Below are 12,249 nucleotides of genomic sequence, written 5' to 3' on the forward strand. Positions count from 1 at the left end.
TACGCTCACTACAACCGTCGAAGGGACCACGGCGACCGCTACTACGCGGCCCTCCGCCACCTGTTCAACCGCATGCTCGGCCAGCTCTACCACTGTCTGGCCACCCGTCAGAGATTCGACGAAACGATCGCCTTCGCCCCGCCAGTACTGTCCCCGCGGGCAGCAGCTGCTTGACCAATAGCTGCATGGGGTGTCTTGTCCCCGGCGACCGCGTCCGGCCGGATGCGGGGTCGGCCGACGGGCCCGCGTACCCGTACCTTCTTCAGGGCGGGGATGAACTGCGGGCTGTCCGCTGCCTGGCCTGTGGTCAGGATGAACGCCAGCGGGCGGCACTTGCGGTCGGCGGCGAGGTGGACCTTGCTGGTCTGCCCGCCTCTGGAACGTCCGAGGAGGGCGGCCTTCAGCCGGAGTTTCCGCCGACGCCGGATGCGTCGTCGTTCTTCCAGCGCGGGATCACTTTCGGTCTCTTGCCCGTTTTGCTCTTCGAGGCCGCCCCCTTTGACCTGGCCTTCTCCTCCTCGGCCGCGGCTTTCTCCAGGGCGGTGACGACGTCCTCGTCGAGGTGCATCCCGGCCGCGTCGTGGTGGGCTCGGGCGGTGGTGGAGTCGATGCTGACCAGGGACAGGTCCACCTCACCCCGCTTCGCGGCTTCCGTGATCAGGCCCTCCAGCAGGGCCTCGAAGACGCCGGCGTCACGCCACTGCCGGAAGCGGTTGTGGACGGTCGACCAGGCGCCGAACTCCGTCGGCATCTCCCGCCACTGCCCGCCCGTCTTGAACCGCCAGATCACGCCCTCGAACTGCTGCCGCAGTCGCTCGGGGTACGGGCCGTACTCGCCGATCGGCAGGTACGGCTCGATGAACTCCCAATCCGGATCGGTCAGTTGCACTCGCGTCACGTAAGACCGTCTATCGGACCGGACCGTGCCACGAAGGCACATCCCGCAAATTGATCACGACTCGATACGCGCCCTAGTCCGCCCCGACTGCACGCCCTGCACCCGGTGGGTCCCGTACGCTGCCAGGCGTGACGGGCAGCTCACCGAAGCCGCCAACGACATGTCACACAGCGCAACAGGACCGAGATTGAACGGACTTGACGGCCCCTCGGCCCCGATTTAGTAACAGCCGCTGGACAGCGGCCGGCCACCGGGACACTGCCTTGGTGGAAAAGCTCATCGACCTCTTGGTCAACGCGACGGTCGCCTTCCTGGCCTGGCGGCTCGCCAACCTCTCCCGCGACCGAGCCGACCGCGAAGCGGAGAAGGCAACCCTCCGGGCTCAGGCCGACGCCCTGACCGTGGCAGTCATCGACCTCCGGCAGGCCGCAGCCACCAACCGCATCTTGTGGGAGGGCCCCGCAGAACGCGGCCGCTCCTTCCTCCTCGCCCTCCTGTCGTACGCCGGCGGCGTCGCACGCGCACAAGCACTCGGCGCCTCCGACCGTCTCGCCCTCACGGCTGGCCTCGGGAACGCCGCGGAGACGCTGGCCGGCGACCGCCGGGCCAGCAAGGAGCACATCGCTACCGTGCGCGAACCACTGCTTCGGCTGGCAACGGCCGCCGCCCCCCTGCTCCGCCACCAGGACGAGAACGTGGCGGCCGCCACCAACGCACTGACGGCCGCCGCCCTTGCGGAAGCCGAGGACACAACTCGCGTCGAGACGGCCCTGGCCGCCTTCGAGAACGCCGTACGGGCCGCTCTTGAGCCGACGCCGTCCAGGTGGGCCCGCCTCCGCCGTCGCGGCCGCCGTGCGACGACCGGGGCATGAGATCGGCATCGGCAAGTGCTCCCCCTGGGGCATCGTCACCCACCGCTCCACGATCCTCAGCTTCGGCGGAGGCTCCGTCGCCTACGTCCCGGACTCTGTGTACGAGCAGTTCCAGCAGGCCGGACTTGAGCACTGGAGCGTTCGTACGGCAACGGGCTCGACCTGGATGCACGAACGCGAGTGGCGGCTGCCCCGGCCCCGGGGGACCGCCGGCATCGCAAGCGTGCAGGCCGTCCTCGTGGGCGACATCAACTGGCGGCCGTCGCTCGTCGAGGCCAGATGGGTGGACAGGACCACCGGGGACCCAGTGACCGGGGAAGAGGCCAGCCCGTACGCCGAGCTGGTCCACGAGCTGCCCCGCCTCTGGCGAGAATCGTGGATATGGGTCTGGGACCCGCAGCACGAGACGGTGGTGAAGCACCCGCCCGGCACCCTGTGCTGAAACAGCCCAGGGGACCCCCGCGGTGCTCCTTTGGCCACCGGTTCCGGTGCCGGTAACGGAGCGGTAGGGTGCGGGCAGCGGCCGACGCATCGGCCCAAGCCCGCACCCTGGCCCATGACCGGGGCGCACCACGGCAAAGGTGCCCGCGGACCCTCACTCGAGGGCCCGGTCTGTGCAGCATCAGTGCGAGGTGTACATCAACTTCTGGCGGTCACACGGCCGTTGAGCCTTCCGCATGCTGCTCTTCACCGCGCGCATCGGGTCATGGGGCCGGGCGCGGGAAATGCGAGAGCGGTATGACCAAGAGCCACGGCCGCAGGAGCCGGGCGAGGAACAACAGCCGGAGGCGGGGCTCCGCGTACGCCGCCGCCAACGCCGGAACCCTCCATCGGCACGACAGTGGCCCGTCGAGCAAGGACCTCCAGCCGGCCGACCCCAGCCGGTGGGGAGCGGAGACCACGCCGGACATGCGGACCGCGTCCGCGCTGATCGGCGCCTGCGTCGAGCGGTGCGCACCGTGCCAGGAGTCCCTCGCGGCGAAGCTCCTCGACGACGAGGCCCCGATCGCGCTCGCGGTGACAGCCGGATCCGTCTACAACCTGCACGTGACCCACGAGCCGGACGCGGAAAGTCCCGCCACCAAGCCCCTCCGGGTCTTCTATTTGCTCGTCCTGCATGCTCGCCAGCACGCAGGCGACGCTCATCTGTTGGCGGTCACGGTGGAGAGGATGTCCCGAGCGGACCGCGCAGCGCTTCTGGAGGCCGCGCTGGAGCTGTGGACGCATTACGGGCCCAAGCACCTCGGCCTGATGCGCGGCCAGAGGGGCTTGGCGGACCTCACCGCCCATGCTCCGGCTGCGGCGCGCCCCGGTGCTGAAGCCGGTGTCCGCCACGCGGCTGGAGACCGCCCGCCCGAGGGGATCGGCCCTGCTGGACGGCCTGCTGCTCCTGGCCGGAGTGTCGGCCGGCCCGTCCCTCATGCCGTCCGTACACGCCCTGTGCCACTTCACCGACCGATTTTGACCACACCTCGTAAGGAGACCGGGACCCGCATGAGCGAGAACACTGAGAACCTTGAGCAGTTCGCGGAGGGCGTGACCCGCTCCCTCGTCGAACTCGTCGCCGCCCTTCAGGCCCGCGGGATTGAGTACCCGCTGGAGGCGTACCGCATCTACAGCTACCTCACTCGTGCCGCCGGGGAGATGAGGACCGCCCTCGACCTCGTCGGAACCTCCGTGCAGGGCCTCCACGACAGCGGGCGCCTGATGTCCGATTACCGGGGCGAGCCGCTCGACGAGGTGCTCGAGCGCTTCGCCCTGTCGTCCGGCAGGGCGCGGGACCTCGCGGGCGACCTGCACGGCAACTTGAGCAAGGCCCACTCTGCGATCGGACACGTCGCGTACAAGGAGGCGCCCGAAGAGCAGGAGTCGGCAGCGGGCAGCTGAGCCTGCCTGTTCGGCGAGATGGGAAGCGTCTGCGGACGGAGTGAGCGAGGGCCGGGGCCGGGTGATGGCCCCGGCCCTCGCCTTCTCGTGCGGCTGCTCGTCGGCGCCCACGCGAATGCCTCAAGCGTCAACTCACACTAAAGAGCGTCACGAGTGAGTGAATCCCGCAGAGAGAGGTGTGATTTCAATCAAAAAATGAGTGGATTCTGTTATGATGATGGGGAGTTGAATGTTCTAGGAGGGTGAGTGAGTCAGCCGCACGAAGAGGCCGCGATGAACGCGACCGAAGCCCGTACAGAGCTCTTCGCCCTGGTGAAGCGCGCCGAGCTGGAAGGGCGTACCACGCTGATCCACAAGCACCGGGAGCGTGCTCTGCTGGCGCCGCTCGACCGGCTTCCGGCCGCCCGGAAGGCCGACGCGTTCCCGTCCCACGCGCTGAGTGCGGCGCAGAAGGACTTCGGTGAACTCATCACGCTGGCAGCTCAGGGCCAGCCGCAGGTGCTCCGGCGCAGCCGTACCCCGGTCGCGGTGCTGCTTCCCGTCGACACCCCTTCAGGTGCCCCCTCGTCTGACACGACCGCGCACACTGGCGCGGTGCCCGCAGGAGGTGCGGTGAACAGCCCACACGATCAGGACAGCGACAGTGCACCGCGCAGGCTCGCCACGCTGGGCGACGCCATCGGTGCCGTGCTCGCCTCCGGCCCGGCCGGCGGCCCCACGTTCGGGCTGCCCGGCCTGGACGCCGCAACCGGTGGTCTGCAGCCGGGTCGGCTGACGCTGGTGGCGGCCGCCCCGAACGTCGGCGGAAGCCTGCTGGGGCTGGCTGCCGCACGGCAGGCCGCGCTCGTCGACCACCACCGGGTCCTGTATGCGGCGTCGGGGCCGAACCAGGCCGACATCATGCGCCGGATCATCTCCGCGGAGACCGGGGGCGACTACCCGCGCCTGAAGCAGGGCCGCCTCACCGCGCATGAGCAGCAGGTCGCCCAGGAGTTGGTCCAGGCGCCATTGCTGATCGACGACGGCAGCGACCTGACTGCCGAGGCGATCGCGGAGACCGCCCCGTACGTTCAGGACCTGGCCCTGGTGGTCGTGGACCGGCTCCAGGCCGCCCACAACGCCCGGCTTCCCCTGTCGGGTGACCGTCTCCCGGGCGCCTCCCAGGTCCTTGCCTCTCTCGCGCGCACCCTGCACGTACCGGTGCTCGCCATCGTGGACAGCGCCGATCCCACTCTCCTGGGTCTCCTGGACGCCGACATCCTGTTGACGCTCGCGCCGACCGACGACCCTGCCAAGGTCCAGGTGACGGTCGCGGAACGCGACTTCGGCGCGATCGGCTCGGCGTACCTGCGCCCCGATCTGCTGCACGCCCGTTTCCTCGACGCCCCTGCCGCCCCCGTCGACCGGACGCGCGGCGAAGGACCCGCGCGGAGTCTGGGCAGCGCCGTAGAGCGGGAGTTGGCCGAAGCCGCGCTTCCCTACACATCCGGCGCCCGCAAGGGCCTGTCGGCCTCCGTCACGCATGTACTGGCCGCGCTGCGCACCGCGCTGGCCAACAGTGACCAGGACGCCCTTGCCGAACTTGGGCCGTCCCTCGCGCAGGCGGCTGCGGTGCCGCAGCCGCTGCCGGACGACGTCGAGGGCCGCCGCCTCGCCGCCGCGCTGAACGCCTACAACACCGCCGTGTTGGCCGGCACCGCCGGGCAGTCTGCCGCTGGCCAGTCCGCCGCGGACAGCGGACACCTCCTGGACGACGAAGACGACACAGAAGCAGAAGAGGAACTTCAGCCCGGGGACGAGGAGGACGAGCCGGAAGGCGCGCCCTTCCCCGCGCTGAAGCTCCTCAAGGATGCGGTCGGCCGATCGAAGATGCACCCGATCAGGGTCATCCGTATCGAGGAGCGGGAAAGCGGTCCGTGGCCGCTGATCAGTGAGCACATGGACGGCGAACCGCGCTGGGTCCATCCCGACGTCACCAGCACACGGGTGCCCTACATCCGGGAGAACGGGAAGCGTGTCCGGCGAGACCAGCTCGATGTGCCCGACGCTTTCGGTGAGGGGGTGCTGTGCCTGATCGACCGTAACGGCAGCTATCCGTCCGCGTGTTCGGCCGTCCCTCTGGCCCCCAACAAGCTGCTGCACACCGGACCCCTTGAGGCGTTCGACAAGGCCAGTGCTGGTATCTACCTCATCGACATCCCGGAGTGGAACCGTACGGACATGCCGCACCCGCTGGGGCGGATCATCGAGCGGCCCGACGACCAGGGCCGCGTGTGGGTCACCACCCCGCACATCAAACAGCTGGAGAAGCTCGTCCGCGACGGCCACCTCGCCGCGATGCCGGCCATCCACGACTCCTGGACGGGGAAGGCCAACGAGTCCCTGTTCAAGCCCTTCTACGAAGCGGCCCGGAAAGCGCGTACCGAGCTCGTCCAGGCCGGCGGTGAGCCGTACAAGGCGTACAAGACGCGGCTGTCCATCGCGCTGCGTCTGCTGTGGCCCAAGCGCAAGGAACAGAAGTCCCCGTTCTGGAGGCCGGACTGGCGCATGAGCATGGTGGCCGAGGCGTCCGTCCGCCACTGGACCACGGCCTTCAAGGCGGTCCAGGAAGGGCACACGCTCCTCGCGCTGCGCAACGTCGACGCGGCCGTCTTCTGGACGCCTGACGGCACGCCGCCCGCCACGTACCGGATCGGGACCGGCTTCGGCGAAGTGAAGGCCAAGTTCATCCAGCCCGGCGAGATCATCCCCGAGGGTGACGACTGATGGCCGGCCCCACCGGCCGCGGCGGCTCCCTGGGCGCCGCCCTCAACGACCTCCTGCGCTCCCAGGTCACCCCCCGCCACCGGCTGTCCTCGTATAACGCCAAGCACTGGCACGCCCAGCTCAGCCAGCTCACCGCGACCCACCGCGGCCACCAGGCCCTGGAAGAGGCCGGCCTCGACGTAACCGTCAAAACACTGCTCAACTGGCTGTCCGACCCCGAGTACAACGTCCGCCGCAGCTACCGCGACCTCATCCACACCGCCTACGAGAACGTCGCCATCGTCCCCGCCGACCCGATCCCCGACCACGTCAAGAACGGCGACTTCGAGATCAGCGGCTGGGTCACCACCGGTAGCGACCGGCGCGAGCGCGGAACACGGGACGCCGCGCCCCTGCGGATCGACGGGAGCCGGGGCGACTGGGACGCGATCGAGGAACTCTGGGTGGCCGGCGAGCTCACCGACGACGAGTTCGAGGACCACTTCATCGACGACGTCATCGTGCAGGACATCGGCGAAGGCACCGACGGATGGACGTTCGACGGGGGCTCGTACTCCGTCGAACTCAGGTAGAGCACGCACGAAAAGGCATCCGCACATGGCCAATTTGGAGGAGAAAGGACGGCGGGCGATGCACCTCCCCGGCAACCCGCTGCGTCGGCACCCGAGCTCAGTGCCGACCCGCGCCAGCGGATGGGCGACTACCAGACGATGGCGGTCAACGCCCGGATGCGAATCTTCGCGGTCCTGGCAGCCGCCGGGCTGAACCCGGACGAAGCTGACGAGCTGGTGTGCGCCGTCGAGGCCGGCGCCGTCGCCGGGGGCCATTGCTGGGTCGAAGAGAAGTTCGCCATGGCCCCCGGCGCGCGGGGCGAGGCATACGGCGAGGGCTGGGACGGCGGCGTCAAGGCCGCGACCGACACGCTGGTCTCCACCGCCGACAGCGTGTACCGACAGCGCGGACGAGCGCTCACCACGAACGCGCTGATGAAGTTCGGCGAGATCATTCACAACCGTCGCCAAGCCGCTGGGCAGACCGGACCTGCGGACAGCCCTGACGCTTCCAATTCGGTGGAAGGAGGGCGGGGCAATGACTGACATTCAGTCCTGGAAACACCAGGGGAATCTCGACCTCGTCGTCCGCCGTCGCGGGCCGCACCACTGGGCCCGACAGCTGGACCCAGTGGGACGCAAGCGTGCTCACCGTCCTCCCCGGCAGGAACGCCTGAGAAGCGGCGTCGTGTTCAGCCTCGTCCGCGCGGTGTGAGGCCGGGCGGGGGAGCCGGGCTGTCGGGAGGCGGGAGCTGAGGAGCTCGGGCCCAGCCGTGGGCGTGCATGGTCTCGGTCTCCCAGTCCTCGAACAGCTGGGGGAGCGTTCGGGCCGCGGTCGGTGTCGCGGTACCAGCGGATGAAGGCCCGGGCGGCGGGGACGGTGCACCCCGCAGTGTGCGTGTGCCCTCGGCCGCCCGGATGAGATGTCCTGGGCAAACTCACCGGGAATCCCCGCGGTCATCAGTGGAGCCGTGGTCTTCACCGGCGCCAGCGGCTCGGCAAACGACGATGTCCAGCGCGATGACCGGAGTCCGGCACTCGGTGCTGCTTGTTACCGTACGTCGAGGTAGTCGCCTGGTGCGTTGCCTGCTGCGGTGGTGGTGTTGCCAGCGTAGCTGTAGCGCCAGTATCCGTCCCGGGTGGCGGTGACGGTGGTCTTCAGGTAGCCGGTGGAGCTGGCGGTCACCGTCTTGACGGTGCTGTAGGTTCCGCTCGGTGTGCGAAACTGCAGGCGCACCGGCTGAGTGGCGTAGCGGTAGTACTGGGAATCGTTCCAGCTGACCTGGCTCAGTGCGCCCGTGACGGTGATCGGTTTGCCCTTAGTTACAGGCTCAGGTGCTGCGTTAGCCGTCAACTTCGAGGCTCGCTGGACGTTGACGGAAGCCGCTGCCGTGCGGTGATAGTCGCCGTCCAGCGCGGTTGCGTTGACGTGGAGGCGCCAGGTGCCGGCGTCGGCGTTCTGGAGCCAGCCTTCGCCCATGACGAACCCGAAGGTGCATCGTGTGGTGGTTGCGTCGACCGCTGTGCACCTGGGGTCGGTTGTGGCTGCCAAGGCTCCTGTTGGAGCGGTGCTGGGTCCCCGGTACAGCCAGGCGTCGATGTAGTCGATGCCCTCGGAATCACTTGCGGTGACCGTTGCGGAGAAGGACGCCTGCGCGGCGGTTCCGATGACCAGGGCTTTGCCGCCATTGACCGACGCGGACACGATCTGCGTGTCGCCCAGGCGAGTTTCCGCTATGGCCGTTGAAGCGCCGAGGCACGTAATCGTAAGTGAGGCGACCAGAGTCGCGGCGGCACGCTTGCCCATGAAACCCTCCAGATGGAACACACCGTGCCCGGTGCCGCGCCGGGCATTGACAGGTGACGCCTCGGCGCGGGGGGTGAGCGTCGGGGCACGGGAGGTACCCCGGGGCCGAGTACGACTACATCTGCGTTTCGGGCCGGTCGGGTTCCATCCAGTGGGTGTGGAACCTGCCGGGACGGTCGATGCGTTCGTAGGTGTGGGCGCCGAAGTAGTCGCGCTGCCCTTGGATGAGAGACGTCGGCAGACGGTCGGCGCGCAGTGTGTCGTATGAGGTGAGCGCAGCGGCGAAGGCCGGGACGGGGATGCCTCGACGCGCGGCGGAGGCGACGATCTCCCGCCAGGGCACCTGCGCGTGGACGATCTCCTTGGCGAAGTCCTTCTCGGTCAGGAGGCTGCTCATGTCCGGGTCGGCCGAATAGGCGGCGCGGACCCGGTCGAGGAAGGCGGCCCGTATGATGCAGCCGGCCCGCCAGATCCGGGCGACGGCGGCGAGATCGATGTCCCAGCCGTACTCGTCCGCCGCACTCCGGATCATCGCCCACCCCTGGTCGTAGGCGATGAGCTTCGACGCGTAGAGGGCGTGCTCCACCTGGGACGCGAACCGCGCGGCCTCGGTGCGGCTGAGCGGTGGAGTGGTTCCTCCAGGCAGGCCGCGGTAGGCGTCGCGGAGGCTGTGGCGCCCGGACGCGGCGCGGGCGAAGGTGGCCTCGGCGATCGCGGTGACCGGTGCGCCCAGGTCCAGCGCGGTCTGCACGGTCCAGCGGCCGGTGCCCTTCTGTCCCGCGGCATCGGCGACCATGTCGACGAACGGCGCGCCGGTGTAGGCGTCAGTGTGGGCGAGGACTTCCGCGGTGGTCTCAACCAGGTAAGAGCCGAGCCGTCCTTGGTTCCAGGTGCGGTAGATGTCCGCGATCTCCGAGGGGCCGTATCCGGCGACCTGACGGAGCAGTTGGTAGGCCTCGGCGAGAAGCTGCATGTCGGCGTACTCGATGCCGTTGTGCACCATCTTCACGAAGTGCCCGGCGCCGTCACTGCCGATGTGGGTGCAGCACGGCTCGCCGTCGACCTGCGCGCTGATGTCCTCGAGCATCGGGCCGATGACGGCGTACGCTTCCACCGCTCCGCCGACCATGATCGACGGGCCGTTGAGGGCGCCTTCCTCACCGCCGGAGATGCCGACCCCGACGAAGTGAATGCCACGGTGGCGCAGGGCCGCCTCGCGGCGGCGGGTGTCACCGAAGTGGGCATTGCCGCCATCGATGATCAGGTCTCCCGGTTCCAGCAGGGGAGCGAACTCGTCGATGACGGCGTCGGTGGCTGTACCGGCCTGGACCATGATCATCAGTCGTCGGGGCCGCTGGAGCGAGGCGACGAACTCTTCGGCGGTAGGAGCCGGGAGGAAGGATCCCTCGTGGCCGAACTCCTCGATGAGTGCCTGGGTGCGGAACGTGGTGCGGTTGTGAACGGCGACAGTGTAGCCGTTCCGGGCAAAGTTACGGGCCAGGTTGCGGCCCATCACCCCGAGCCCGGTGACGCCGATGTGCGCGGTTGCCTGCATGGTCTCGCCTTTCTTGTTTGATGTTCGTTGCACATCGAACAATGTATCAGATGAAAGGTGTGACACTGTGGCACCCGTTCTGTTATCGGCGGGCGCTTGGCGAGTGCTTCGCGGGCTCTGACGGGTTCAAAGTGCGTCCTCGCCTGATGGATGCCGGCCCGGTGGCGGGCCGGCACCTTGGCATCAGCGGGTCTGGTCGGTCGGGCGCACCAGGATCTCGTTCACGGCGACATGCGCGGGCTGGGTGACCGCGTAGACGACGGCGGCGGCTATGTCCTGGGGCTGGAGGGTCCGCATGGACTCGGCCATGTTCTTGGCCGCTGCCTGTATGGCCGGATCGGTGATGTGGCTGGTCAGCTCGGTCGAGACGAACCCGGCCTCGATGACGACGACGCGCACGCCCTGCGCGGTGACCTCCTGCCGCAACGCCTCCGAGAAGGCGTTGATGCCGAACTTGGTGGCCGCGTACACCCGCTCGCCGCAGATGCCGTGCGCCCGGAGGTGGAGGAGATCTGCACCACGGCCCCCTTGGACTCGAACAGATGAGGCAGCGCCGCGTGGACCGTGTACATCGACCCCAGCAGATTGGTGTCGATCATGCGTGTCCGCTCCGTGGTGTCCGCGCCCAGAATGGCGCCACTGAGCATGACGCCCGCGTTGTTCACCACGATGTCGAGTGCCCCGAAGCGCTCGACGGCCGCCGCGACGGCGTCCTGCACCGACCGGTGGTCGGTGACGTCCATGTCCGAGGGGCAGCATCTCGCCGGGAGCGTCCTGCGCCAGTGATTCCAGTCGGTCGGCCCTGCGGGCACCGACGGCCACTTTGGCTCCCGCCTTGGACAGGGCGAGTGCCGTCGCCTGGCCGATGCCTGAGGAAACGCCGGCGACCAAGGCGACCTGGATGTCAAGGGTGGTGCTCATGTCTCCTCCGGGAGGCGGTGCCGTCGGGCTCGAACAGGCCAGGACGGCAGATGAGGTGCCGGCTGAACGAAAGTGACCGGTCGGTCATGTTTGGTGTTAGGGCTCAGCTCACAGGAGGTGGCATGACCAAGGGAACGGACACTCCCGGCTCGAGGGCAGACATGATCCGCAGCCGGCGTCTGCTGCTCGCGGCGGCGACTGAGGCGTTCGCCGAATGCGGGGTGGACGTGTCGATGAGCGAGATCGCCCAGCGGGCCGGTGTCGCCAAGGGCACCGTGTTCCGGCACTTCGCGTCGAAGGACGATCTGCTCGCGGCGATCATGTTGCAGCTGCTCGATCAGCTCATCGGTACAGCGGACCGCCTCCTGGAGGCCGATGACGCCGGCGCGGCGCTATGGGAGTTCATGACCACCGGTGTCGAGGTGCTCGCCGCCGACCGCGCGTTCTGCGAATTGATCGGACGGCCCTCGTTGCAGCACGCGGAGGTACGGGACGCGATCGATCGCCTCCGCGGCATCATCGAGGACCTCACGGCCCGCGCGAAGGAGCAGGGTGCCGTCCGCGGCGACGTCATGGGCACGGACATGGTGCTGCTGCTCGGCGGAATCCACCAGACAGCGCTACCCCTACTGGACCGGGAGCCACAGGTCTGGCGTCGCTATCTGGCACTCGCCTTTGACGGGCTTCGTAACCCCAGCGCCCGCCCCTGCCGCATCCGCCGCCCGCCCGTCTACATCTCGCGAACCCCTCCCTATCGGCCTGACATGCCGTTTCGTGCGCGCCATGGCGCCGTCCCGAATGCGGCGCGAAGAAGAGGCGCGGGCCGGGCGGGGGCCAGAACTTCTGGTGAGCTCCTGAGGCACCTCACGCCGGGCACTATGCGTCCCTTTTTGCCACTACTGACCTTTTCGGTTTGCGTTCGGGTGGTGACGTTGGGTGATCCCTGCGGTATGCCGGTGTTATGCGGTACGCGGATGGTGGGGGCCTGACTG

General features: G+C 68.7%; 10 protein-coding genes and 3 pseudogenes. 8 read left to right on the forward strand and 5 right to left on the reverse strand.

Translation table 11 applies throughout. The annotated features are described in order from the left end of the window. Positions 1 to 194 precede the first annotated feature (194 nt). Positions 195 to 898 (reverse strand): annotated as a pseudogene (locus ACFV7R_RS45725) (IS5 family transposase); the annotation flags it as partial. A 266-nt stretch (positions 899 to 1,164) separates the two neighbouring features. Here ACFV7R_RS45725 and ACFV7R_RS45730 point away from each other — a divergent pair. The 7 genes from ACFV7R_RS45730 (at position 1,165) to ACFV7R_RS45760 (ending at position 7,520) form a co-directional block, all read left to right on the forward strand. Further along, on the forward strand, positions 1,165 to 1,770 hold the full coding sequence (locus ACFV7R_RS45730) for a hypothetical protein (protein WP_385276353.1): 606 nt from the start codon (positions 1,165 to 1,167) through the stop codon (positions 1,768 to 1,770). Continuing rightward, on the forward strand, positions 1,751 to 2,212 hold the full coding sequence (locus ACFV7R_RS45735) for a hypothetical protein (protein WP_385276354.1): 462 nt from the start codon (positions 1,751 to 1,753) through the stop codon (positions 2,210 to 2,212). Before ACFV7R_RS45730 ends, ACFV7R_RS45735 begins: the two co-directional genes overlap by 20 nt. Positions 2,213 to 3,058: 846 nt before the next feature. Continuing rightward, entirely contained in the window at positions 3,059 to 3,235 is a 177-nt protein-coding gene (locus ACFV7R_RS45740; RefSeq protein ID WP_385276356.1) for a hypothetical protein, read from the forward strand. Between the two features lie 29 nt (positions 3,236 to 3,264). Beyond that, positions 3,265 to 3,657, forward strand: a complete 393-nt coding sequence (locus ACFV7R_RS45745) for a hypothetical protein (RefSeq protein ID WP_385276358.1) — start codon at positions 3,265 to 3,267, stop codon at positions 3,655 to 3,657. A gap of 246 nt (positions 3,658 to 3,903) precedes the next feature. After that, positions 3,904 to 6,423, forward strand: a complete 2,520-nt coding sequence (locus ACFV7R_RS45750; protein WP_385276360.1) for a DnaB-like helicase C-terminal domain-containing protein — start codon at positions 3,904 to 3,906, stop codon at positions 6,421 to 6,423. Further along, complete coding sequence (locus ACFV7R_RS45755) at positions 6,423 to 6,995, forward strand: hypothetical protein (protein ID WP_385276363.1); 573 nt, start codon at positions 6,423 to 6,425, stop codon at positions 6,993 to 6,995. The genes ACFV7R_RS45750 and ACFV7R_RS45755 overlap by 1 nt, the downstream gene beginning before the upstream one ends. 120 nt (positions 6,996 to 7,115) lie before the next feature. Continuing rightward, a complete protein-coding gene (locus ACFV7R_RS45760) occupies positions 7,116 to 7,520 on the forward strand; it encodes a hypothetical protein (protein ID WP_385276365.1) in 405 nt (134 codons plus the stop codon). Between the two features lie 505 nt (positions 7,521 to 8,025). Here the strand turns inward: ACFV7R_RS45760 and ACFV7R_RS45765 are convergent. The 4 genes and pseudogenes from ACFV7R_RS45765 to ACFV7R_RS45780 form a co-directional block, all read right to left on the reverse strand. Next, positions 8,026 to 8,781: a calcium-binding protein gene (locus ACFV7R_RS45765; protein ID WP_385276368.1), complete on the reverse strand. Its 756-nt coding sequence runs from the start codon at positions 8,779 to 8,781 to the stop codon at positions 8,026 to 8,028. 115 nt (positions 8,782 to 8,896) lie between these two features. Further along, positions 8,897 to 10,336 (reverse strand): NADP-dependent phosphogluconate dehydrogenase, encoded by a 1,440-nt coding sequence (gene gndA / locus ACFV7R_RS45770; RefSeq protein ID WP_385276371.1) that lies wholly within the window; start codon positions 10,334 to 10,336, stop codon positions 8,897 to 8,899. A gap of 183 nt (positions 10,337 to 10,519) precedes the next feature. Further along, a pseudogene (locus ACFV7R_RS45775) lies at positions 10,520 to 11,079 on the reverse strand (SDR family NAD(P)-dependent oxidoreductase). 85 nt (positions 11,080 to 11,164) lie between these two features. Further along, positions 11,165 to 11,257, reverse strand: a pseudogene (locus tag ACFV7R_RS45780) (oxidoreductase); the annotation flags it as partial. Between the two features lie 122 nt (positions 11,258 to 11,379). Between ACFV7R_RS45780 and ACFV7R_RS45785 the strand changes: the two are divergent. Beyond that, positions 11,380 to 12,246 carry a TetR/AcrR family transcriptional regulator gene (locus ACFV7R_RS45785; RefSeq protein ID WP_385276374.1) on the forward strand — a complete coding sequence of 289 codons (867 nt, stop codon included), beginning with the start codon at positions 11,380 to 11,382 and terminating at the stop codon, positions 12,244 to 12,246. The last annotated feature ends 3 nt before the right edge of the window (positions 12,247 to 12,249 follow it).

It is taken from the genome of Streptomyces sp. NPDC059866 (assembly GCF_042731325.1).
GTDB classification, from domain to species: domain Bacteria; phylum Actinomycetota; class Actinomycetes; order Streptomycetales; family Streptomycetaceae; genus Streptomyces; species Streptomyces flavusporus.